Genomic DNA, 23,823 nt, shown 5'->3' with positions numbered 1-23,823 from the left:
AAATTTGCGAATCATGAAAAAATATATATTGGGACTTTTGACTTTAGCCTTGATGTCAACATCTTGCTCGGACTATTTTTTGAACTTGGAACCGACCGATACACAGACAGAAGCCAATTATTATCAAACAGCAGCTCAGTTTGAAGCTGCTGCCAATGGAACTTACAGTTTTTATGGCTTCAAGAAAGTAACAGAAAAAGTGAACGGCATAAATTATTCACATGATTATGGTTCTAATTGGGATAACAATTCGGACATCATAGCCGGTATACATACAGCTGCGGCAGGAACTTTGGCTGCATCAGAAAGGGATGATTACTGGGGATTATGCTATGCCAAAATTCGTAAATGTAATGTGCTGTTGGAAAAAGCGGCAAGTTATACTGGTTCAGATAATATTACAGTATCAGTGGCAACGGCTAAATTTTTTCGGGCTTACCAATATTTCTGGCTGTTACAACGTTTTGGTGGGGTACCTATCATAACTCAAACACTTTCTACCGGTTCGGAGGAATTATATGCTTCTCGGAATTCCCGTTATGAAGTAGTATCACAAATTCTGAGTGACTTGAAAGATGCGATTGAAGGTCTTCCGGATGAGTCTGCCTATGACGGGCATGTCAGCAAGCAAGGGGCGCAAGCTTTTAAGTCAAGGGTGTTGTTGTTTGAAAGCACATGGGAAAAATATGTGGGTGATACTACCGATGGTGACGGACAGAATTCAGGAGCAGGAAGCAGAAAGCCAACAGACTATCCGAGTATCAACAGTATGTTGACGGAAGCGGCTTCTTTGGCAGAGGCTGTGATTGCATCAAATAAATATTCTTTGTGGAATGCAGAATCAACAGCTTATGAAGATATTGCCTACAATTATCTTTTCAATTTAGAAGACGAGAATACAAATCCGATGGGCTTTAAGAAAGATAATAATCGTGAATTTATTTTGCAAGTGTGTCATGACCATACTAGTAACCAAACTGGAGCTAATATAACACATACTTTTGGAGGTGACAACAATACGTTGGGAGCGGTTACACTAAAGTGGATGAATATGGTACCTTGTAAGAATGATGGACTGCCATACCTTTATTCTTCGGACTATGCTGGTTACAATAAGATGATTGAGATCTACACTAATAGGGATTCACGTTTGACGTCTTGTGTAAAGATTCCTGGTGTGAAATATTATATGATGGGTAATTATGGAGCTGATAAAAGTTTATATGCCAAGGCTGACTATGTGACTTGTTTTGATTATCCTGACGGAATTGTAGATTATTATCCATCTGTTACAGTTGCAGGGGTAACAGGTTTTCAAAACCGTAAGATGATTTCTGAACGTTATGGTTACACAAAAGATGGTGAAGAATCCTATAATTATCCGATTATGCGTTTGGCAGAAGTCTATCTGATATATGCGGAAGCAAAGTGTGAGCTGGGTAACGGAACAATCTCTGACAGTGACTTGGATAAATCTATTAACGTACTTCACAAGCGTGCCGGTTCAGCAAATATCAGTAATGCTTCCATAGCAAAGGCAAATGCCAATTATCTGGCAAATACAGGTACAGTTGGTTCGTTGACTATACTTGACTTGATTCGTAATGAAAGGGCTGTAGAACTTCGCAACGAGAATTCTCGTCCATATGACCTGAAGCGTTGGGGAATTGCAGAAGTAGAATTGAATGCTAACCGTTTAGGAGTTGTCCTCAAGAATGCTGATGGTTCTGATACTGAAATAGTGAACTACCGCTATCAGTCAGGTGAAAGTACTCAGCCTACTTATACCGCTTCTGCTGCAGTCTATGGATTTGAAACCTTGCCTGATGGTTCACAAGCGCTAATCGTAAACTCGAAATCACAGTTCAATATGCAAAGGAAGAACTATCTCTACCCTTTGCCTTTGAACCAACTTCAGTTAAATCCTGCTTTATTACAAAATCCAGGTTATTAAAAATAAATTGTATTTAGATTGTAAGAAGGTTGAAGATTTATTATTAATGGGGGAGTTAATCATAAGTCCCCCATTTAGAAACACTTTAAATCTTCTATAAAACACTTGATGACATGAAAAGTAAACTTTTGCTATTGCTCTTTTTATTGGGGATGAGTTTCCCGTTATTTGCACAAAATAATGAGGTTTTAATATCGACTCCTCATACATCTTTATTGCTTTCCGCTCCGCAAGGAGGAGAATTGAAATTTCTGTATTATGGTACAAAACTTACTGATACTGATGTACGTGCTGTTGCTGGTACAGAGGTGGGACGTTTTTCCGCTTATCCGGTCTACGGACTGAATTGCCCTTCCGAGTCGGCTTTGTCCGCGCAGCATGAGGATGGAAACATGACACTTCAGATGGAAGTAATTGGCGTGGAAACCATTCATCAGGAAAAAGCAGACTTAACGGTTATATCTTTGAAAGACAAGGTATATCCTTTTTCTGTAAAAGTTTACTATAAAGCCTATCAGGATGTTGACATTATAGAAACATGGACTGAAATCAGTCATAAAGAAAAAGGGATTGTTACACTGAACCAATTCGCTTCAGCCTATTTGCCGATAAGGAGAGGAAACGTATGGCTATCAAGCCTATACGGTGCATGGGCAAATGAAGGGCGTGTGGTGCAAGAACTGCTGGAACCCGGTATGAAGGTTATCAAGAATAAAGACGGTGTGCGTAATTCGCATACGGCACATGCTGAAGTGATGTTCTCATTGGACGGGAAACCTCTTGAAAATTCTGGGCGTGTGATAGGGGCTGCCCTTTGTTACAGCGGCAATTATAAACTGCGCATTGATACGGACGAGAGCGAATATCATCATTTTTACGCTGGCATCAACGAGGACAATTCTGCCTATCGCTTGAAGAACAATGAGATTTTTAAAACTCCCGAACTGGCACTGACCTATAGCGAGGAGGGACTGAGTGGAAGCAGCCGCAATTTCCATCGTTGGGCAAGGTTGCATAAACTTGCTAATGGAGACAAACTTCGCAAAATATTATTGAATAGTTGGGAAGGTGTCTATTTTAAGATTAATGAAACCGGCATGAAACAGATGATGTCTGATATTTCCTCTATGGGTGGAGAATTGTTTGTTATGGATGATGGCTGGTTCGGTGGAAAATATCCTCGGAAGACGGACCGCACTTCATTGGGTGATTGGTGTGTGGATAGAGAAAAACTTCCTTCGGGCGTGGAAGGCCTGATTGCCGAGGCTAAAAGGCAGGGTATCAAGTTTGGCATTTGGATTGAACCGGAGATGGCTAATATTAAAAGTGAACTGTATGAACGGCATCCCGACTGGGTACTCAAAGCTCCGGAGCGTGATTTGGTCTTGGGGCGTGGTGGTACGCAAGTGGTGCTTGACCTGGCTAATCCGCAGGTACAAGATTTCGTGTTCGGTGTGGTGGACGAGTTGATGAGCCGATACCCTGAAATAGATTATATCAAATGGGATGCCAATATGTCTGTCCTGAATCATGGTTCCAATTATTTGGACAAAGAAGAGCAGAGCCACATGTATATAGCGTATCATCGGGGATTTGAGAGTGTTTGTCAGCGCATCCGTAGGAAATATCCCGATTTGACGATACAAGCATGTGCCCAAGGTGGTGGCCGTGCCAATTATGGGGTATTACCCTATTTTGATGAGTTTTGGGTGAGTGATAATACAGATGCTTTGCAGCGTATATATATGCAATGGGGAACGTCCTACTTTTTTCCGGCGATTGCGATGGCTTCTCATATAAGTGCTGCACCCAATCATCAGACTTTCCGTGACGTTCCGTTGAAATTTCGTATTGATGTGGCAATGAGTGGTCGTTTGGGAATGGAGATACAGCCCAAAGATATGACAGACAGTGAGAAAGATTTATGTCGGAAAGCGATTGCCGAGTATAAGGATATTCGGCCAATAGTGCAAATGGGTGATATTTACCGTTTAATTTCGCCTTATGAGAAATTGGGAGTGGCTTCTTTAATGTATGTTTCGCCAGAGAAAGACGGGGCGGTATTTTATTGGTGGAAGATGGAACATTTCCATAATCAGCATTTGCCGCGGGTAAAAATGTCCGGCTTGAATCCTGAGGCTGACTATAGTATACATGAATTGAATCGCATTGACAAGCAGCCGTTGAATTTTGAAGGACAGACATTCAGTGGCGCGTATCTGATGGCAAATGGATTGGAAATACCTTATACTCATATTGTGGATAGGGCCCAAAGAAGTGAATATTCAAGCAGGATACTTTATTTGAAGGAAGTGAAAAAATGAAAAAAATATTGTCAATCTGCCTTATACTTCTCGGGGTGACAGTTCAGGCGAAATTGGTAGTTTATCCGGAAGGGTTGAAGACTGGTATGCCCCATAATGATGATTATACGGTTCGTGTCCGCACTCAGGGTGGAGAATGGAAAGACTTGTATGAATACAAAGTGCAGGTCGATATGGATAAGGTACAAGATGCATCAATGGTGCAATTTGATATGGGAAGTCCTGTAGAGGTGATGGTCAAAAAGAATGATGGTACAATTCGTGAAGTGGATATTCGTCCGCGGGCAAATAATATCCATTATGTACAACACAAAAACGTGATTACATTCACACTTGACAAGCCCCAATATCTCTCGGTGGAGTTCAATGGAGATCGTTTACATAATCTTCATTTGTTTGCGAACCCCCTGGAAGAGGAAGTCTATTTTAAAGAAGGAACAGGGATTATGTATTTTGGCCCAGGAGTACACAGACCTCAGGATTTACCAAATAATCAGATAAAAATACCCAGTAATACGACGGTTTATCTTGCTCCTGGTGCCGTGATTAAAGCAAAGCTTTTGGTAGATAAAGTTGAAAATGTACGTATTGTGGGACGTGGTATATTGGATCATCCCATTCGTGGTATAGAAATAACCGATTCCCAAAATGTATTGGTAGATGGAATAACTGTAGTGAATCCGGAACATTATACCGTATTCGGTGGTGGCTCTACTGGAGTGACCATAAAGAATCTGAAATCATTTAGCTGTAAGGGGTGGAGTGATGGCATCGATATGATGTGCTGCCGTGATGTGTTGGTCGATAATGTGTTTATGCGTAACAGCGATGACTGCATTGCTTTGTATAATCATCGTTGGAACTGGTGGGGTGGTTCGGAGAATATAACTGTGCAGAATTCAGTCTTGTGGGCTGATATTGCCCATCCCATTAATATAGGTGGGCATGGGGATCCGAATTCTTCGATTGGCGAAGTTATGGAGAGCCTGACTTTCCGGAACATCGATATATTGGAGCATGATGAGGATGACGTGCCCTATCAAGGATGCATGGCTGTGGTTTGCGGAGACAAGAATAAAATTCGCAATATTTTGTTTGAAGATATTCGTGTAGAGAGTATACAGGAAGGGAAGTTGTTTAATTTGTGTGTAAACTTTAATCCTAAGTATGATAAACAGCCAGGACAAAGTATTGATGGAGTAATCTTTCGTAATATAACTTACAATGGAGTAGGAGAAAATCCATCAGTAATTAAAGGATTTGATGAGGATAGAAAGGTATGGAATGTTACGTTTGAAAACATAATAATCAACGGAAAGAAGATGGAAAATCTGAAAGATTTTATCACGAATGAATTTATTGAAAAAGTCATTGTAAAATAAGATAATTGGGGGGATTGATTTATGAAATTAATATTGACGTGGCTGATACTTTTTGCTTTCGTGGGAACTTGTTCACCTTACGCTGCAAAGGAAACGGAGGGTGAGACGGAACTTCGTAATCCCATATTACCCGGATATTTTGCTGATCCGTCAGTAGTACAATTTGATGGGAAATTCTATCTGTATACCACGGCTGACCCATGGGGAACAGATTTTCTGTCTTGTTGGGTTTCGGATGATTTCCAGAATTGGACTTTTCATCAGTTGAATTGGCCGACAAAATCGGCGTGTAAGACTTCGTTGTCCGAAAAGAATAAGGTGTGGGCTCCGTCAGTAATTCAGAAAGGAAATATGTTCTATATGTATGTGTCAGTGGGCTCCGAAGTCTGGTGTGGAAGGGCAAGGCATCCGCTTGGACCTTGGGAGAATATGCTTGATGGTTTTCCTTTAATTCCAGGGGATACTACGAAGTATTATCATGTAATTGATGCAGAAGTTTTTATAGATGATGATGATAAAGCATATCTTTATTGGGGGTCTGGTTGGAATTGGACTAATGGGCATTGTTTCGTTGCTGAGTTGGGTGATGACATGTGTTCTTTTCGTCAAAAACCGGTAGAAGTGACACCTTCCAATTATTTTGAGGCTCCACTGATGAAGAAACATAATGGAAAATATTATTTAACATATTCTGAAGGAAAAACGATTGATGAAACTTATGAAGTGCGTTATGCGGTAGGTGATAGTCCGTTGGGTCCTTTTGAAGAGGCGAAAAACAGTCCCGTTTTGAGGATGAATGATAGTTTGCAAGTATATGGACCGGGGCATCATACTTTGTTTTCTTATGGAGATGAAGATTATATTTTATATCACCGTCATCGCTTGCCTTTTACCAAAGGAACTGCATATAGGCAAACTTGTATTGCCAAATTGACGTTTGATGATGCCAAAAATGAAATTCTTCCGATAATTCCATATCATGCATTGTCGTTTCCTGATTTGGGAAAAGATAATAAGATATGTATAAAGCCTGATAAGATTATGGCGAGTTCGGAGTTGGCAGACTTTACGTTAGCTGAAAATGTATTGGACAGGGATAACGCTACCCGTTGGGAGCCTTCTGTTGAAGATAGAAATCCTATGTTGACAATCTTTTTGGAAAATGTCGAACCTATTGGTGTTATGGAAGTGCGTTTTGAATATCCTTGGAAAACCTACTTTATGAAAGTGGAAACCTCTACTGACGGGCAGATTTGGGAAAAATTGGCAGATTATACGGATGTAGGGATTTCAGGTTCGCCAGTCAATATTTCTCTAAACAGAAGATGTAAATGCATACGCCTGGCATTTGTTGATAATCAAAAAAAAGTGAGGCCTTCTATTTGGGAACTTTGTCTTTTGGCATTGAAAGAATAGTTTTATGCAAAATATGAAACGAATAATTTTATACTTCTTGGCAGTCATGTGTATAGCTACAGCATATGCACAAAGAACAAAGCATCCTTCGTTGCTTTATACGCCCGAACGGATACAACAAGCCAAGCAGCGGGCGGCAGCCCAACCGGAGTTTGCTGAGGCATGGAAGCAAATAAAGGCAGCGGCGGATTCTAAACTACAAGGGAGGAATATACGCGATTTGGATTATCTGTCTTTAGCTTATCTGATGACAGATGAGAAAAAGTATGTGGATAAGATAAAAGAGATACTTTTTAACGCCATTAAAGCAGAAACATGGGGGAGTACAGAGATGTTGGCGCGTACTCCCGTCTGGACGGCCGATTTGGGGCTGGCCCATAAGGCCTGTCTTTCCGCTATCGCATACGATGCTGTTTACAATGAACTTTCCATTTCCGAAAGGAAGGAAATAGCGAGAGGATTGAAGCGTTTGGCGCTCGATCCTTGTCTGGGCGATTGGGTATTGGAGCCTACACGTATTCATTCGTTGAATTCGATGGGACATAATTGGTGGACTTCCTGCGTATGTATGGTAACATTCTAGCATTGAGAGTTATCTGAAGCAATAAGCTGGTATTGAAAAAGATACCTTTCCATAGCAAGTTTCCGTTGATGACTTGGTAATATGGGATCTGGAAAGATGCAGACTGCTGAACTGGTGTAATGTGGTTTTTTATTGAGAAAAATCACCATAAGAATATAAAAGTGAAGTAATCTTTTGAGTGGATTTCTTTCCTCATCCGTATTCATATATAAACCGTAAAAATGTTTTGTTGAGGATATGAAGAAAAGAATAGGATTTATCTTAGGAGCAGTTTTTACTTGTACGGTTTCAGCTTTGGCAGGCAATGCCAAAGACTTGAAATTGACTTCTCCCAATGGGGTACATGCAGTCTTGTTTCAGCAGAAACAGATTTCTCCAGAAGTGAACGAGGTGCATTACCAAGTGACGTACAAAGGAATACCAGTCGTTGAGAAGTCTCGTGCCGGACTCGGAGTGGACAACCGTATCTGGGAGATGGCGTTGGGTGTCCGTAACCTGAAACAACCGGCTTGCTGGATGGACAACTTGGAGGTGGACTCGGTCACTACCTTGCCGGTCGTGGATAATACTTGGCAGCCTTTTTATGGAGAGCGCAGTACGGTACGTGATAATTATAATGCCGCTACCATGCATTTATCCAAGAAGGATGGTTCAGGCTATCGGTTTGACATCGAGGTGCGTGCCTACGATGAAGGCATCGCTTTCCGCTATTTTTTCCCCGAACATCCCAAAGCCATTTTCCATAAAGTGGTGGCTGACCTGACGGAATATACATTCCCCGAAGGAACGATGGCATGGACGGAACAATGGGCACAAGCGCACTTCGAACATTTGGCCATTGATGACATCAAGCGCCCCGTGGAACGCGCCCTGACATTGGAACTTCCCGGAGGGGTATGGGCTGCCCTTACCGATGCGGATGTGGATGACTGGTGTCTGACCAAATATCTCGCTTCCGATAAGAAGGAAAACACATTGACTTCCGTGATGTATAGCCCCGTGGATGTCGTGACGTATTATGCCACTCCGTGGAAAATCATTATGGCTGCCGATAAACCGGGCGAGTTGCTGGAACATAACACGATTATCGAGAATCTGAATCCACCTTGTGAGATAGCCGATGCTACCGCATGGGTGAAACCCGGAAAGATTATGCGTGAGACAACCATTACTACCGAGGGAGCCATTGCTACCATAGATTTTTGTGCAACCCATCGTATCCCTTATATACTTTTCGATGCAAATTGGTATCTGCCTTGCACTTCGCATGACGGTGACGCTACGAAAGTGGTGGATAAGCTGGATATGCCGCGGGTAGTCGCTTATGGAAAGGAAAAAGGAGTCGGCATCTGGGTATACGTCAACCAGCATGCACTGATGAAGCAGGCACGGGAGTTATTTCCGATATTGCGTCAATGGGGTATTGTGGGTGTGAAGTCCGGTTTTGTACAATATGCCAGCCATCGTTGGGCTACTTGGCTGCACGACCTTGTGCGGTTGGCTGCGGAAAACCATCTGATGATGAATATCCATGATGAGTTCCGTCCTTCCGGTTTCAGCCGTACCTACCCGAATCTGTTGACGCAGGAAGGAATCTGTGGCAATGAGGAGTTTCCGGATGCTACGCATAATACGATACTTCCTTTTACGCGTATGATAAATGGTGCGGCAGACTATACCATCTGCTATTTCGACAAACGGCTTAAGACTACCCATGCCCATCAGTTGGCTGCCTCGCTTGTTTTCTATAGCCCTTTGCAGACTATTTTCTGGTATGACAAACCTTCTTTTTATCACGGCGAACCGGAAGTGGAATGGTTCGAGAATTTGCAAACGGTGTTTGATGATACAAAAGTGCTGAACGGCACACCCGGCAAGAACGTAACCATGGCCCGTCGTAAAGGGCAGGAATGGTTTTTGGGGGCGATGACCAATAATGAAGGTTCCAGAGAAGAGATTCCTTTGGACTTCTTGGATAAGAATAAAGTATATCTTGCTTCTGTCTATACCGATGGCGGCGAAAAGGTGAAAACACGTACGCAGGTGGAATGCAGCTATTTATTGGTGGATGCTTCCATGACGATGAAGTTTGACCTAAAACCCAGTGGCGGTGCTGCGGTTCGTTTTGTACCGGTGGAGGCGAAAGAGGCGAAGGGATTGAAAAAATATAAAGGAAAAATATTATAAAGGTTTAGGTGTAATTCTCCCTTTGAACGTAATAGATGATGGATTATTCAAAGAAGGTATTGTTATGGTAAAGATGTTTTTTATACTGTTTGGAGTACTTGCATTTTGTCAGGCTGTATGTGGACAGTCCGTTTCCAAAGTTTGGGTTGCCGACCGGAAGGATGGGACGTATATGAATCCTGTTCTGCATGCCGACTATTCCGATCCGGATGTGTGTGCGGTGGGAGATGATTTTTATATGACCGCTTCCAGCTTTAATTGTACTCCGGGGTTGCCCATTCTCCATTCCAAGGATTTGGTGAATTGGAAACTGGTAAACTACGCGTTGAAAACTATCGAACCGGAAGAATTCTATAACAAGCCTCAGCATGGAAAGGGCGTGTGGGCTCCTTCCATACGTTACCATAACGGTGAGTTCTATATTTATTGGGGAGATCCGGATTTCGGCATTTTTATGGTGAAGGCTAAAGACCCGCAAGGTGAATGGGATAAACCGGTATTGGTAAAGGCCGGAAAAGGCATGATAGACCCTACGCCTTTGTGGGATGAAGACGGGAAGGCCTATCTGGTTCATGCGTGGGCCGGAAGCCGTGCCGCTTTCAACAGTGTCGTCACGGTATGCGAAATGAATCCGGAAGGAACCAAAGTCATCAGCGAACCGGTGTTGGTATTTGATGGCAATGACGGGGTGAACCATACGGTGGAAGGCCCCAAATTCTACAAACGCAATGGGTATTATTATATATTGGCCCCTGCCGGTGGGGTGGTTACCGGTTGGCAACTGGCACTCCGTTCAAAGAATGTTTATGGCCCTTACGAAGTGAAAAGGGTGATGGCGCAAGGAAGTACGGACATCAACGGCCCACATCAGGGTGCTTGGGTAGAGACGAATTCCGGTGAATCCTGGTTTGTACATTTTCAGGATAAAGCAATGTATGGGCGGGTCATTCATCTTAATCCGGTGAAGTGGACGGAGGGTTGGCCTGTCATTGGTGAAGATAAGGACGGTGACGGTTGCGGAGAACCGGTAAGACGGTATCGGAAACCGAATGTCGGGAAGACATATCCGGTAGAGACTCCGGCAGAGAGTGATGAGTTCAATTCCCGCCGGTTGGGGCTGCAATGGGAATGGCATGCCAATTATCAGGATGCTTTTGGTTTTACTTCCGATTTGGGGTATATGCGTATCTATGGGCATGTGCTGTCCGAGGACTTCGTGAATTTCTGGGAAGTGCCGAATCTGTTGTTGCAAAAGTTTCCGGCAGAAGAGTTTGCTGCCACGACCAAGTTGAAGGTGGTGGCTAAAGCTGACGGACAGCAATCCGGATTGATTGTGATGGGATGGGACTATTGTTACATTGGAGTGGAGAAGCAAGGCGACAGATTCGTACTAAAGCAGGTGGTCTGCAAAGATGCCGAGCAACAAAATAAGGAAACTTCTACCCGATTGATGGAATTGCCGGTAAGCCGGAAGCTTGAAGCCGGACTGTTCCCCAATTATGAACGGGACATCTATTTGCGGGTAAAGGTAGGTAAGAATGGGGTCTGCCATTTCCATTATAGTTTGGACGGAAAGAAATATCAACCGGCCGGTGAACCGTTTACTGCACGTCAAGGCAAGTGGATTGGCGCTAAAGTCGGTTTGTTCAGTACGGCTCCGTTTGGTAAAGACAGAGGTTGGGTTGATGCTGACTGGTTTCGCATAGAAAAATAAAAAGATAAGATAAATGAAAACAAAAACACTATTGGCAGGCTTGGGACTATGCTTGCTTGCTGCTTGTTCAACTTCAAAAGAGGAGTTGATTGTTGATAAGGAACTGGATTATTGTAATTGTCAGGTGCATCGTACTTTGGACATCATGCGTGGAAAGGGAGGTAAGATTGACTATACGATGATGCCTCGTAATATCTTGGATGGCCAGTACGACTGGAATTATCGCAAGGCTACGAAAGATGAATGGTGCAGCGGCTTCTGGCCGGGTATTTTGTGGTATGATTACGAGTACACCGGTGATGAAAAGATTAAAGAGGAAGCGGAGAAATTCACAGCTTCTCTGAAATTCCTTTCCGAAATCCCGGCTTTCGACCATGATTTGGGCTTTTTGGTCTTTTGCAGTTATGGAAACGGGTACCGGTTGACCCATAATCCCGAATACAAGCAGGTGATTCTGAATACGGCAGATTCATTGGCTACCTTGTTCAATCCCCGTGTAGGCACTATCCTTTCGTGGCCGCGCAATGTGGAGATGTTCGGTGGGCATAATACGATTATGGATAACCTGATTAATCTGGAGATGTTGTTTTGGGCAGCCAAGAATGGCGGTAATCCATATCTGGCAGATATAGCCGTCTCTCATGCCGATAAGACAATGAAGTACCAGTTCCGTCCGGATTATACTTCCTGTCATGTAGCAGTTTACGATACGCTGACGGGAGATTTTATCCGGGGATGTACCCATCAGGGATATGCGGACAATTCAATGTGGGCCCGTGGGCAGGCTTGGGGAATTTATGGATATACTACTGTCTATCGTGAAACAAAAGATGTCCGTTATCTGGATTTTGTGCAAAAGGTGACGGATGTATATCTCAAGAATTTGCCGGAAGATTATGTGCCGTACTGGGATTTTAATGACCCTGCCATCCCGGATGCTCCACGTGATGCATCGGCTGCCGCAGTAGTAGCTTCCGCATTATTGGAACTTTCTACTTATCTGCCTGGTGAAAAGGGGAGGGAGTACAAGGGTGCTGCCATAAAGATGTTGAAAAGTCTTAGTTCGGATAAATATCAGAGTAGAAAGAGCAAACCTTCTTTCTTGTTGCACTCTACCGGACACTGGCCTGCCAAGTCGGAGATTGATGCCTCTATCATCTATGCTGATTACTACTATATGGAGGCATTGTTGAGGCTGAAAAAGCTGGATGAAAAGGAAAACGGATAAAGTTTGTTTCGAGTGTTGGGATAGGAGCAATACCCTGATTTTCGGGACTTATCTATCTGTTTTCCGATGAGCCTGGCTTTATCTTCTTAACCTGATGAGGTTACTGACTTTCCGTTGTATTGCCAGTACGTTCAGCAGTGATACTGCCAGAAACAGCAGACCGCCGGTCAATATGCATGGAAGCAGTGAACCGCTCTCCAGTTGCGGGAAGAGGTTTTGGACTACTTCTATATAGTAACTGCGTACCCATGCCACGCAGCCGATGGCGAGGAGCAGTACCAGTACATTCAGCCCTACTGTCAGTATATAATAAGGCGTGGCTACCCGCGTCGGGCTATATCCTATCAGCAGCAGGTTTTCCAGTTTTACCGTATTCTTTTGGAGAAGCAGGAAGATGCTCAGCATCAGGATGTAGAATGACAGAATGCTGATGAACAGTCCTACTCCCATGACAATAGCTGTAATGAGGCGCAGGAAATAAGTTGTCTTTCCGGCATCCAGATTGTTGCCTTCGGTTTCGTAATTCTTTTGCTGGAAATAGTCGGTGATGGCTGTGTCGGTAGGATTCTTCACTTCCACAATAAGTCGGGACGGTTCAGCTTCTTTTTCCGGTGCAAAATTCTTGTTGGCCCAGTCCATGAAGGATTGGGGGACGAGAATGGTATTCAGCCGGTTGGAGAATCCTACAATGTTGCCTTTATATTGTTCCACACGTCCGTTGCCCCGCATCATGATATCCATCTGTACCAGACTCATCAAACCTTCGGAGAGTTTCGGCAGACTCCGGCTTTGTGCAAAGCCAAAGTTATAGAGGTTCAGATAATTGCGCGGAACGATGATGGGAATTATCCGGGTATCTTCATCAAAATGCCATTTGTCCAGACTGACATCCACATATTCGTCGGGTACAGACTCGAAAAACATCTCTGTCGACAAGCGGATACCGGCTTCCTGCATACCGAGTCCGGCAGAGACTTTGAACAAGGAAGGAGTGAACGCGCCTACCCCTTTGGTGAAAGGTTGGGCTTTCAGGTCTTTTATCTCATCTTTGGAGAAGGTATTGCTTTTCCCGGCAAAGCTGCCCAAAGTACTGATTTTCTTGGTAGCAATGATATAATCCTTCTTCATGAAACTGTCCCCTTCCGTAAAAACGGGAAGGACATCACGATAGAATTGTACGCTCAGCAATACAATCATCATGCCGAAGAGATTGGCGAGGAAAAAGCCTGCCAACTGTCCGACACTGATGTGCTGGCGGAGAAGTTTCCAAACAAGTCGGTTCATATTAGCCACATTTATAATTGATAAATTTCATCATAATCCAATTCCAGATGTTTGCCGATGGAAGTCACTATGATTCCCGCTCCTTGGCGGCTGGCTTCTTCTGTCAGCAGCCTGCCCATGATTGTTCCGTTCTCGTCATCCAGATGGCTGACGGGTTCGTCCAGGAAGATGAAGTCGAAAGGCTGGCAGAGGCTGCGGATAAAGGCGACTCTTTGTTGCTGGCCGAAAGATAGCTTCCCGGCTTTCTCGTTTACCTTGTCGGCAATGCCGATTGCCTCGAATAGGGTAAGGACTTCTTTCCTTTTTTTGAAGTTGGTAAGCCGGTTCTTCAGTTGTATGTTTTCGATGGCGGTAAGTTCGGGAAAGATACGCAACTCCTGAAAAAGAATGCTGAGGGAGTGTTTGCGTATATCTGTCCAGTCATTGACGGAGAGTGAACGGATATTGCGCTCATCAAAGTTGATGATTCCCTGATAATCGTTGCGGTAGCCGTAAACATAGCTGCAAAGCGATGATTTTCCGGTGCCCGAAGCGGCTTCTATGAGATAACGTTTCCCTTTGTGGAACGTAATGTCCCGATGCCATACGTCTGAGGTAATGGCATCACGGTCGGCAAACACTTGAGGTAGTGTTTGCCGTAGGTGAATCCTATTCATGAGTGGTATTAATCCTTAATCTCTAATCCTTAATCCTTAAATTACATTCCTGCAAACTGCTTGATAAAGTCCACAATCTGTTTCAGTGCATTAACATTCTTGTTCTTCAGCTGCAGGGTGACGGTTGCCTTGTCCTCGTTGCCGACAGCTTCCAGATACGAGATATTGCCGAGCAGCGAGTAATAGGTGCTATACTCTTGTCCGCCAAATCCAGCTAGCATTTTTACAACGGGCAGGTCAAGTACGGCTTCCGCATTGATGACAAAGGCTGTGCGCTTGCCTTTCAGACTGGAAGCGAAGTCCGTCTCTTTGGCAGACGGGTCAGCGGTCTTGCATGCATTCTTATACAGCAGTTCGTCATTGGTGGCGTACATCTGTTTGTCTCGTATGCCGAAGAATATGTTGATAGCGCGTGATTTATAGACATATTCATTCTCATTCAATTTCACGATGTCTTCGCCGCGTTTCAGTCCCAGTTCGGACTTTTTCTCATAAAGAGCTTTCAAGGGAGCGTCGTTCTTTACGCTGGCATAGGCCAGGAAAGAAGGATTGCTGTTCATGGTTACATTGATAAGGCCTATGGTCAGGTCGTTGTGGAAAGCACTGAACAAGTCTTTTACTTCAGCGGCTTTGGTAATGGAGAAATCGTTGCGGAACTGCTCATTCTCTTGCAGCACATTGTAGAACTCTTCTCCATTGATACCTATGCTGAATAGCGCCAGGGTAGATTTTGGGAAATACTTCAAGAACGTGTTTTCGATGGGACAAGTACTTTTGATTTGCTTTTCGAAAAGTGCTTTCAATTCTGTGTTCTCGGTATAGCTCTCTACTTTCAGTTCTATTTTCCCTTTTTCGAAGGAGAGACTTCCCAGCATCTTCAAGTCTTTCAGGTCGATATTGTGGGATATTCCGTAATTCAGCGGATTGGCGTATGCACTCAGCAGGCTGGAAGGAGAGATGAGCATATTGATGTCTCCATCCTGCTTTTGCATTTTCTTGAAAGCGGTGTTACTGTTGATGCTGTTTTCTCCGGTCTGTTTCAGCAAGGCGGGAATTCCTTCTTTGACTTTTTCCAGTTGCGATGTGCCGGTGTAGTTCACCATCATAAGCGTGGTAGGAGTGAAAGCGAGCAATGCCCGCTTGTTGATTTGTGCAAAACTGTAACCGTCCGCTTCTGCCACATGGCTGATTATCTGTTCTTTCTCCGTAACTTCCAGAAGCTTCAGCAAATCATCCTCACTTTGAACCTTGGCTACCATGGTGGTGTAGGGGAACGAGGGAGCGTTGAAGACATAAATCGGCGCATTGACGTCCACTCCCGATTTGGCAGGGTCTTTCAGTACAGCCTCCAATTGTTGGAAAGTAGCTGCATTCATATCGCTTTTCAAGGCATCTGTCAGCTTTTGCAGTGCTTCTTTAGTCTCTTTATCTTTGGTACCGGCCTTGTCTGCCAATGATTTTAAATTGACAGCGATGACTTGCGAGGCATCGGAAGGAATAACGTTGGTGTATTCTGGCTTTTTGGACGAACAAGCGCTTATCAGCACGATGAGCATTGCCAGTACTGAGAAGTGGAAGAATAGGTTCTTTTTCATATAGTTTTTGTTTTAGTGAGTATCATTGATTCTGTAAATTGAGGATGTGGCAGGCAACCAGTGCCGCCGTCTCTGTACGCAACCTTGATTTTCCCAAGCTGATGGGGATAAAATCGTTTTCCGTCGCCTTCCGGACTTCCTCTTCGCTGAAGTCTCCTTCAGGACCGATTAGTACGAGAGCGTCCTCTCCGGGATGTACCATATCCTTCAAAAGCGGTTTTTCGCCTTCATAACAGTGGGCGATGAATTTCTGACCCGGAAAAGGCTGTGTGATGAACTTGTTGAAGTCTGTCATTTCATTCAGTTGGGGCAGGCGTGCCTTGAGCGACTGCTTGATGGCAGAAACCAGAATTTTGGAGATGCGCTCCGTCTTGATGACTTTCCGTTCCGAGAAACGGCAGTTCAGGAATGTCAGTTCATCAAACCCTATTTCCGTCGCTTTCTCGGCAAACCACTCTGTACGGTCCATGTTCTTGGTAGGTGCCATGGCAATGTGCAGATGACCTTTCCACAAGGGGGCTTGCGGAAGGGTTTCCAGAATATTCACCAGGCAGCGTTTGTTGGTAGCCGTACTGATTTCGGCGCGATAGAAGCAGCCCTTTCCGTCTGTCAGCATAACCTCGTCGCCTGCTTGCAGGCGTAAGACCCGTACGGCATGTGCTGCTTCCTCTTCGGGCAGTTCTGCGTGGGTCTGTATGTCGGGAGTATAGAATACGTGCATGTTACAAATTGTTTTTGAGTTGGTTGATTTGGTCTCTTATCTGTGCGGCTCGTTCGTAATCCTCTTCTTCGATTGCTTTCTGCAGGGCTGTTTTCAATATGCCTATTGTGTCTTCCTGCAACAGTTCGTCTTTGTCCGGCTCGCTGCCTCCCATAGGGTCGGTGGTGCTTTCGCCGGTTTTCAGACATTCTGTTTCGAGAATCTCTTCGTAGACAAAGATAGGAGCATTCATGCGCAATGCCAGGGCGACGGCATCGCTGGTACGGGCATCAATCCGGAGAATAGTCTCTTCGGCTTTCATGTAAAGGTAGGAGTAGAATACTCCGTTGTCTACTTTATAGATAAGAATACGCATCAGTTTTACACCCAGCACCTCAAGAACGGAAGCAAATAGGTTATGGGTCAGCGGACGGGGCGGTACAATACCTTTCATCTCGATGACCATAGCTTGTGCTTCGGTGGCACCTATAATAATCGGAAGCTGGCGTTTGCCACCCACTTCACCCAGTACCAGGGCATAGGCACCCGCTTGCGCCTGGCTGTTGGAAATGTTTAGTACTTGTAGTTCTATCTTTTTCTTATTCATACCTATTAAATCAACCTGACTCTCAATCAGTTTTTCTCTATTTTTTCCGGATTATGTTTATAGCGGAACACCATTCCAAATAGCAGACCAATGACTAAAGCATATCCTGCAAAGATAAGCCATACCGGTGTCCAGTCGCGGCTTACCAGTCCTCCGCCTTCGGCATATACCGAGAAGGCATCCACCACGGCTCCGCTGGCATAACCTCCGATGATGGCTCCCACACCGTTCGTCATCATGAAGAACAAGCCTTGTGCGCTGGCACGGATACTGGGATGTGCCTCCATTTCTGTAAACAGCGAGCCCGATACATTGAAAAAGTCAAATGCCATGCCGTAGACAATCATCGAGAGAATGAGCATCCAGAGTCCGCTTCCCGGGTCTCCGAGGGCAAAGAGCCCGAAACGGAATACCCATGCAAACATACTTATTAACATAACACGCTTGATTCCGAAATGTTTCAGGAAGAAGGGGATGGCAAGGATAAACAGCGTCTCACTCATTTGCGAGATGGAGAGCAGGATGACGGAGTGTTTTACACCGAACGAATCTGCATATTCGGGTATGGAAGCAAACGAACCCAGGAAAAGGTCGCCGTATGTGTTTGTTATTTGAAGGGCGGCTCCCAGCAGCATGGAGAACAAGAAGAAGATAGCCATCTTCTTGCGCTTGAACAGCACCAGTGCGTCCAGTCCGAAAGCGGAGAGCATCGTTTTTCCTTCGCTGCGCATGGGGGGGCAGGCTGGCAAAGTGAAAGCATAAAGTCCCAGCATGGCTGCCGATATGGCTGCCACATAGAGCTGTGCCGAACTTGCCTTGAACCCGGTGAGGTCCACAGCCCACATGGCACAGATAAAGCCTACCGTTCCCCATACACGGATGGGGGGGAAGTCTTTCACCAAATCCATTTTATATCTTTCCAGCGCATTGTAGGACACGGTGTTGGCCAGGGATAGCGTGGGCATGTAAACAAGCATGTTGAGCAGCATGGCCCAGTACATGTGGGTGTACGTAGTGGCAGTGGAAGCATAAATCAGAGCACCGGCACCGATGAGGTGAAGTATGCCGTAAAGGCGTTCGGCGTTTATCCATTTGTCAGCGATGATACCGGTCAGTCCGGGCATTATCAGTGAGGCTATACCCATGGTTGCAAAGATTGCTCCGATTTGTCCGCCTTCAAAATGTAACGTACCGCCCATGTAACCACCTAATGAAATCAGCCATGCTCCCCAAACGAAGAATTGCAGGAATTGCATGGCAGTGAGTCGGAATTTGATGCTCATAATATTAGCTTTTTATGTTTTGAATTATGTAATAGATGCAAATGTACAATGAGACTAGGAGAAAAACAAGTTCTGTACGGCTTTTTCTTCAACGAAAGAGATTAATGAGGGATGGGTTTTGGGAAGGAATGTATTATAAAAAAAGAAGGGTATCTATCCCAGACACCCAATCTTTATTAACCTTAAATCTAATACCATGAAAAACACAGTGCAAATATACACGGTTTATGTTATATAACATGCTGTTTTGGCGTATTTCTGCTTTTTATTAACTCTATTTAAGAAAAGCAGGCTAACAAAGCCTGCTTTTTCCTTTATTCTACATATAGAACCAGTCCTTTCAGGTATTCCCCTTCCGGATGATAGATGCTGACCGGGTGGTCGGCAGGTTGCGTCAGTTGGTGCAGGATGCGTACGCTGCGGCCGGACATGGCAGCGGCTGTGAACACGGCGGTGCGGAAGTTTTCTTTGCTGACGGCTTGCGAGCACGAGAAAGTGAAAAGAATACCTCCGGGCTTGATTTTTTCGAAAGCCTTGACATTGAGTTTGCGGTAGCCTTGCAGGGCATTGCGCAGAGCATCGCGGTGCTTGGCAAAAGCAGGAGGGTCAAGAACTATCAGGTCGTATTGGTCGCCCATGCGGTCAAGGTATTTGAAGGCATCTTCTGCATAGGCGGCATGGCGGGTGTCACCCGGGAAGTTCAGTTCGATGTTCTTGTTGGTCAAGTCGATGGCTTTGGCGGAGCTGTCCACGGAATGCACCAGTTTGGCGTCTCCACGCATAGCATATACGGAGAAGCCGCCGGTATAGCAGAACATATTCAGTACGCTGCGGCCTTTGGCATAACGTTCCAGTAGCGAACGGTTCTCGCGTTGGTCTACGAAGAAACCGGTCTTTTGGCCTTTCAGCCAGTCGATGTGGAACTTCAGGCCGTACTCCATGGCTACATTGTCCGTGCTACCGCCTTTCAAGAAACCATTCTCCGGATAGAGGTCGGCCTTGAAGGGAAGGGTCGTCTCCGATTTGTAATAGATATTGTCAATCTGGTTGCCCATCACTTCGGTAAGGGCATCGGCAATGGCCATGCGGTCGAGGTGCATGCCGGCAGAATGTGCCTGCATCACTGCGGTGCGGGCATAAATGTCGATAACAAGCCCCGGCAGGTTGTCTCCCTCCCCGTGCACCAGGCGATAGGTGTTGTTTGTCGGGTTTCCGGCTATGCCGATACTGCGGCGCATGTCGTATGCTATGCTGAGTTTGCGTTTCCAGAAGTCCGCATTGATTTCTTCGTCTTGGCGGAAGGTCAGTACGCGTACGGCGATACTGCCAATCTGAAAATGCCCTTTGGCTATGAATTCCTTTTTGGATGTATAGATTTCAACTACTTCCCCTTCTTCGGGCTCTCCGTCGAAATGTGCGATGGCGCCGGAAAACACCCACGGGTGAAAACGCTTTAATGACTCCTCTTTATTGGGTTTAAGGTATACTTTGTACATATATATAATGTGATTAATGTGGTAATGTGATAATGTGCATTACATTACCACATTATTATTGGCTTCTATCTCAAAATCTCCTGTCCGTTTCAGTTCTTGCAGCTTGTTGTAGATGTTGAGGCATGCCCAGGCATCGGTGGCGGCATACAGTTTCTGCGGTTCGGTCAAGGTTTCGGCTTCCCAGTTGGAAAGGCGCTGGCTTTTCGAAATCTTTTCCCCGAAGAGGATGGCATATATCTTTTGCAGGCTTTTATCCTGGATGCCGAAAGCGCGGACGTATTCCTGCAATTCAATGCACGCATGTTGTTCGAAAGGAGCACGCTTGTGCAGCATCATGAAGTCATCCCGCAAGGAAAGGCCTACTTTCGTTACACTTGGGTTTTCCAGCAATGTGATAACCGGCAGAGTCAGTCCCGTCAGGTTGAGGCGGAACAGAAAGCAATGTTCCTCTGAGGAAATCTGCAGCAGGGCCACCTTGTGTATCTGTCCTTTTGTGAACGATGGACGGGTTTCGCTGTCTATGCCCAGCAACGGGCAGGACTTCAGATAGGCGACTGCCTTCTCCGCTTCCCACGGTGTCTGTACGACATGTATCTGTCCCGGAAAGGCGGCTTTGGGCAGGTCTTTCACTGTTTCTTTATCTATTGTTCTTTTGATAACCATAATTTAATATTCAAAGTCTGCGGTTTCCTCCTCTTCATCCTCGCCTTGCGCATACTTCACCTCGTGCAGGGCACGCAGGGTGTTGACAAGCTTTTGTCCCCAATGGAGGCGGAAGTTTTCCTGGCAGATGGCAAGCGAATCGTTCATCGTCTCGTTGAAACCCAGCTGGAATACGAAGATAAAGTCCTTGATGTCCTGGTATATGTCGGCCAAGTCTTCGGAAATGTTCCTGGTGATGGGCTGGTCACTATACTTCATGTCGGATACGAATACGTCCAGGTAGTCGTCTTTCTCGGCCAGGATATTGGCGAGGTTCATGCGGAGTACCTCATAGGTCTCTTCGGTGACGAATGTTTCCGGCGCCTCGTCTCCTATGGTTTCGCACTCGGGCAGCATGGAGGCCTTCAGGTAGAGCAGCGGAAGTATTTTTAAGGAGGTATCGACGAACGCGGAACGTTTCACCCCTTCCGCTTGTTCCAGAAACTTGCAAAACTCGGCGGCTACGGTCACAAACTCTACGGCATTCCGGTCGAATATCACTTGACTTTCTTTTTTCATATCTTCTTGATTTGAAACGCAAAGATAGCGCAAACCGAAAGTAGAAGCAAATTAATTGGCAGGATTATTCTTTTTTCACTACATGATATTCTGTTCCTCTTGTCTTCCGGCGGCTGCTGATGCCCAGTTTGTGGAGTGCACGTCCGAACAGAGCCACTTTATTGATGGACAGCCGGTCTTTGGTCTTGGTTTGCAAGAAGGAGAGAATCTCCATAGGGGTCATCCAGTCTCCTTCCTCTTCATTTTCGGCGGGATGGAAGTGGCAGAGGAAGAGCTGTTCCAACGGTGTGGGCTGTTCAAACTCCCGGTTGGTCTGTTTCAAGATGGCTTCGTCGGAATCGTCCAGCCAGTAGCGTTCACCTTTGGCTATGGCATCCATGGCTTGTGCGTAGAGTTGCCGGTAGTTGATGGTGACATTGGTATGGATGGGGCCGGTGACTTCGATGCAGATGAAACGGCGGCTGCCGCTGGGGTCTGTCAGCAGGTCTTTCTGGTTGCTGGTGGCTATAAAGGAGGCGTAGCGTCTTATTTCCTGGATGGCGGTGCCGTAAGGCTTGCGCAGGTTTGCCACGGGTTTCTGCAGCAGATGCTTTAGAAAACCTTGCTGATTGACGCTGATTTGGTCGAATTCGTCGATGTTTATCAGGAAAAAGCGGCCGAGGCTCCGCTCTGCGTCCTGCTTGCTTTTGAAGTCGATACTGTCGGTATATCCGAAGCGCAGTTCGGGTGGCAGCAGGATGCGGCAGAAGGTACTTTTACGATAGCCTTGGGCTCCGACCAGTAGGGGAGACGTGTTGTTTCCATGCTGACGGTCGATGTTTTGCCAGTGCGCCGTCATGCTGAGAAACCAGCGGTAGAAGAGTTCCCGCCAGTACGGATTGTTGCAGGGGACGAGGTCGGCCAATGCGCGGATACGGTCCTTGCCGTCCCAATGTCCGGTGCTGTTCAGATATTCTTCGATGGGGTTGTACAAGGGAATGGCGTCCGAGTTGAGGTAGCGTGCCACATCTCTGTCCCATACGCTGATTCCTTCTTTCAGGGCATTCTGTCCGATACTGCTTCTTACCCGCTGGTCGGCAGGGCGGAAATGGAAGTGTATGGAGTCCCGTTGGCGGAATTCCAATTCTCCCAGCACGGTGTTCCAGCGGAACTCATAGCGTCTGTTCATGAATTCTTCCAGGCGGAAGGCGGTGATTTGGTCGCGGGTCATGCTGCTACGGGTGCCGAAGCCTTTGCATTCGCGGTAGAGGTTGTGCAGGGTCATGCGCACCAGTTGTTCATCCGCTTCGCGGTAGTAGTGCATCATGACTTGACGTACTGCCTCTTCTTCGGGAATGCCGGCTTTGTAGCAATGCCTGGCAAGCAGGTAGAGCAGGGGGCGAAGGTCATCGCCCCGTTTCCAGTTTTCCAGCTCTTCGAAGGTACGGTTCAGGGCGGCTTCGAAGAGGATGGAGAAGGTTTGGGAGGCCGGATAGCCGGGGGCAATGCGCATCAGCGGGTTTGCTTCGGTCTGTTTCCGTTGGCCGAAGGTGGGCTCGTCGGGCACGGACAAAGGCTGTTCCAGACAGAAAGGGACGGCAGACGGATTGTAATAGGGACGGTCATCGAGCGTCATGCGGCAGCTTTGCTCCACGGCAGGTTCTTTCAGTGTGACGGGGTAGGGGAGCAGGGGCTGATAACAGTTTACGGCGAGCCGGTAGGCAGCGGTATGAAACAGCCTGATTTTTTCTTCCTGCCTGGGGCGCGAACCGTCGGGGGTGGCAAACAGTACCCATATTTTTACGCTTCGTCCGCTGCTTCCGCAAAAGGCGGCAAAAGTTTGTGGCAGCAGGGCCGCCTGGCGCTTTACTTGCTCCACTTCCACGGCATTGGCCAGGTGGTTGACTTCAATCTGTACCAGTCCGTTGTAGGTTTTCAGGTATCTTTCCCCCTCTTTGCTGCGGGCATATTCTGCGGCAGGGCAGATGCGTGGCAGTTTGTCTATGCAGGGGTAGTGTCCGTTGCTTCCGGTGATGTGGGGAATGAGGCTGCGCAAGGCGGATATGTGTCCGGCTTTGTTCTCGGTTTTCATCTTCTCCATCAAGGTGTCGCTGGGCCATGTGCTGAATGTCTCTTTGCCGGTTTCACGAGCGGTGCGTATAAGGGTAAGTTTCATGGGGTGCTTGCTGTATTAAAGTCCGCAAAGCTACTGAA

17 protein-coding genes and 1 pseudogene are annotated in these 23,823 nt (G+C 46.0%); 8 read left to right on the top strand and 10 right to left on the bottom strand.

What is annotated here, in order from left to right; all coding sequences use genetic code 11:
• The first annotated feature begins 13 nt into the window (after positions 1 to 13).
• The 8 genes and pseudogenes from DW039_RS01305 to DW039_RS01270 all read left to right on the top strand — a co-directional run bounded on the left by DW039_RS01305 (position 14) and on the right by DW039_RS01270 (position 12,788).
• On the top strand, positions 14 to 1,954 hold the full coding sequence (locus DW039_RS01305; RefSeq protein WP_120381583.1) for a RagB/SusD family nutrient uptake outer membrane protein: 1,941 nt from the start codon (positions 14 to 16) through the stop codon (positions 1,952 to 1,954).
• Positions 1,955 to 2,067: 113 nt separating this feature from the next.
• A complete protein-coding gene (locus DW039_RS01300) occupies positions 2,068 to 4,278 on the top strand; it encodes an alpha-galactosidase (RefSeq protein WP_120381582.1) in 2,211 nt (736 codons plus the stop codon).
• Entirely contained in the window at positions 4,275 to 5,660 is a 1,386-nt protein-coding gene (locus DW039_RS01295; protein WP_120381581.1) for a glycosyl hydrolase family 28 protein, read from the top strand. The genes DW039_RS01300 and DW039_RS01295 overlap by 4 nt, the downstream gene beginning before the upstream one ends.
• A 21-nt stretch (positions 5,661 to 5,681) precedes the next feature.
• Positions 5,682 to 7,076, top strand: a complete 1,395-nt coding sequence (locus DW039_RS01290) for a family 43 glycosylhydrolase (RefSeq protein ID WP_120381580.1) — start codon at positions 5,682 to 5,684, stop codon at positions 7,074 to 7,076.
• A 13-nt stretch (positions 7,077 to 7,089) separates the two neighbouring features.
• Positions 7,090 to 7,647: pseudogene (locus tag DW039_RS01285) on the top strand (heparinase); the annotation flags it as partial.
• 249 nt (positions 7,648 to 7,896) lie between these two features.
• On the top strand, positions 7,897 to 9,846 hold the full coding sequence (locus DW039_RS01280) for a glycoside hydrolase family 97 protein (RefSeq protein WP_120381579.1): 1,950 nt from the start codon (positions 7,897 to 7,899) through the stop codon (positions 9,844 to 9,846).
• A 64-nt stretch (positions 9,847 to 9,910) separates the two neighbouring features.
• Complete coding sequence (locus DW039_RS01275) at positions 9,911 to 11,560, top strand: glycoside hydrolase 43 family protein (RefSeq protein WP_120381624.1); 1,650 nt, start codon at positions 9,911 to 9,913, stop codon at positions 11,558 to 11,560.
• A gap of 13 nt (positions 11,561 to 11,573) precedes the next feature.
• Positions 11,574 to 12,788, top strand: a complete 1,215-nt coding sequence (locus tag DW039_RS01270; RefSeq protein ID WP_120381578.1) for a glycoside hydrolase family 88 protein — start codon at positions 11,574 to 11,576, stop codon at positions 12,786 to 12,788.
• Between the two features lie 78 nt (positions 12,789 to 12,866).
• Here the strand turns inward: DW039_RS01270 and DW039_RS01265 are convergent, their stop codons facing one another.
• From DW039_RS01265 to DW039_RS01220, 10 genes are all read right to left on the bottom strand, one after another.
• Entirely contained in the window at positions 12,867 to 14,072 is a 1,206-nt protein-coding gene (locus tag DW039_RS01265; protein WP_005832940.1) for a hypothetical protein, read from the bottom strand.
• An 11-nt stretch (positions 14,073 to 14,083) separates the two neighbouring features.
• Complete coding sequence (locus DW039_RS01260; RefSeq protein WP_005826927.1) at positions 14,084 to 14,728, bottom strand: ATP-binding cassette domain-containing protein; 645 nt, start codon at positions 14,726 to 14,728, stop codon at positions 14,084 to 14,086.
• Between the two features lie 41 nt (positions 14,729 to 14,769).
• Positions 14,770 to 16,323, bottom strand: coding sequence for a DUF4836 family protein (locus DW039_RS01255; RefSeq protein ID WP_005832938.1), 1,554 nt, complete (start codon positions 16,321 to 16,323; stop codon positions 14,770 to 14,772).
• A gap of 22 nt (positions 16,324 to 16,345) precedes the next feature.
• Positions 16,346 to 17,044 (bottom strand): 16S rRNA (uracil(1498)-N(3))-methyltransferase, encoded by a 699-nt coding sequence (locus DW039_RS01250; protein WP_009038062.1) that lies wholly within the window; start codon positions 17,042 to 17,044, stop codon positions 16,346 to 16,348.
• Between the two features lies 1 nt (position 17,045).
• Positions 17,046 to 17,630, bottom strand: a complete 585-nt coding sequence (locus DW039_RS01245; protein WP_005832936.1) for a bifunctional nuclease family protein — start codon at positions 17,628 to 17,630, stop codon at positions 17,046 to 17,048.
• 26 nt (positions 17,631 to 17,656) lie between these two features.
• Positions 17,657 to 18,913 carry a nucleoside permease gene (locus DW039_RS01240; protein ID WP_057087262.1) on the bottom strand — a complete coding sequence of 419 codons (1,257 nt, stop codon included), beginning with the start codon at positions 18,911 to 18,913 and terminating at the stop codon, positions 17,657 to 17,659.
• A 314-nt stretch (positions 18,914 to 19,227) separates the two neighbouring features.
• Positions 19,228 to 20,409 carry a class I SAM-dependent rRNA methyltransferase gene (locus DW039_RS01235; protein ID WP_057097518.1) on the bottom strand — a complete coding sequence of 394 codons (1,182 nt, stop codon included), beginning with the start codon at positions 20,407 to 20,409 and terminating at the stop codon, positions 19,228 to 19,230.
• A gap of 39 nt (positions 20,410 to 20,448) precedes the next feature.
• Positions 20,449 to 21,072, bottom strand: a complete 624-nt coding sequence (locus tag DW039_RS01230; RefSeq protein ID WP_005826911.1) for a 3'-5' exonuclease — start codon at positions 21,070 to 21,072, stop codon at positions 20,449 to 20,451.
• A 3-nt stretch (positions 21,073 to 21,075) separates the two neighbouring features.
• Entirely contained in the window at positions 21,076 to 21,630 is a 555-nt protein-coding gene (locus DW039_RS01225; protein WP_008665189.1) for a DUF5063 domain-containing protein, read from the bottom strand.
• Positions 21,631 to 21,694: 64 nt separating this feature from the next.
• Complete coding sequence (locus tag DW039_RS01220; protein WP_008665191.1) at positions 21,695 to 23,785, bottom strand: BT4734/BF3469 family protein; 2,091 nt, start codon at positions 23,783 to 23,785, stop codon at positions 21,695 to 21,697.
• Positions 23,786 to 23,823: the final 38 nt, after the last annotated feature.

The organism is Bacteroides sp. AF39-16AC (genome assembly GCF_003602735.1).
GTDB classification, from domain to species: Bacteria; Bacteroidota; Bacteroidia; order Bacteroidales; family Bacteroidaceae; genus Bacteroides; species Bacteroides uniformis.
The sequence above is the reverse complement of the archived record's forward strand: the minus strand, read 5'-3'. Positions and strand labels throughout refer to the sequence as shown.

Excerpts from the sequence above, each read along its gene's own strand:
- DW039_RS01240 (WP_057087262.1), bottom strand. The coding sequence starts at position 18,913 with ATGAGCATCAAATTCCGACTCACTGCCATGCAATTCCTGCAATTCTTC.
- DW039_RS01250 (WP_009038062.1), bottom strand. The coding sequence starts at position 17,044 with ATGCACGTATTCTATACTCCCGACATACAGACCCACGCAGAACTGCCC.
- DW039_RS01270 (WP_120381578.1), top strand. The coding sequence starts at position 11,574 with ATGAAAACAAAAACACTATTGGCAGGCTTGGGACTATGCTTGCTTGCT.
- DW039_RS01255 (WP_005832938.1), bottom strand. The coding sequence starts at position 16,323 with ATGAAAAAGAACCTATTCTTCCACTTCTCAGTACTGGCAATGCTCATC.
- DW039_RS01275 (WP_120381624.1), top strand. The coding sequence starts at position 9,911 with ATGGTAAAGATGTTTTTTATACTGTTTGGAGTACTTGCATTTTGTCAG.
- DW039_RS01225 (WP_008665189.1), bottom strand. The coding sequence starts at position 21,630 with ATGAAAAAAGAAAGTCAAGTGATATTCGACCGGAATGCCGTAGAGTTT.
- DW039_RS01280 (WP_120381579.1), top strand. The coding sequence starts at position 7,897 with ATGAAGAAAAGAATAGGATTTATCTTAGGAGCAGTTTTTACTTGTACG.
- DW039_RS01260 (WP_005826927.1), bottom strand. The coding sequence starts at position 14,728 with ATGAATAGGATTCACCTACGGCAAACACTACCTCAAGTGTTTGCCGAC.
- DW039_RS01265 (WP_005832940.1), bottom strand. The coding sequence starts at position 14,072 with ATGAACCGACTTGTTTGGAAACTTCTCCGCCAGCACATCAGTGTCGGA.
- DW039_RS01295 (WP_120381581.1), top strand. The coding sequence starts at position 4,275 with ATGAAAAAAATATTGTCAATCTGCCTTATACTTCTCGGGGTGACAGTT.
- DW039_RS01245 (WP_005832936.1), bottom strand. The coding sequence starts at position 17,630 with ATGAATAAGAAAAAGATAGAACTACAAGTACTAAACATTTCCAACAGC.
- DW039_RS01300 (WP_120381582.1), top strand. The coding sequence starts at position 2,068 with ATGAAAAGTAAACTTTTGCTATTGCTCTTTTTATTGGGGATGAGTTTC.
- DW039_RS01230 (WP_005826911.1), bottom strand. The coding sequence starts at position 21,072 with ATGGTTATCAAAAGAACAATAGATAAAGAAACAGTGAAAGACCTGCCC.
- DW039_RS01235 (WP_057097518.1), bottom strand. The coding sequence starts at position 20,409 with ATGTACAAAGTATACCTTAAACCCAATAAAGAGGAGTCATTAAAGCGT.
- DW039_RS01305 (WP_120381583.1), top strand. The coding sequence starts at position 14 with ATGAAAAAATATATATTGGGACTTTTGACTTTAGCCTTGATGTCAACA.
- DW039_RS01220 (WP_008665191.1), bottom strand. The coding sequence starts at position 23,785 with ATGAAACTTACCCTTATACGCACCGCTCGTGAAACCGGCAAAGAGACA.
- DW039_RS01290 (WP_120381580.1), top strand. The coding sequence starts at position 5,682 with ATGAAATTAATATTGACGTGGCTGATACTTTTTGCTTTCGTGGGAACT.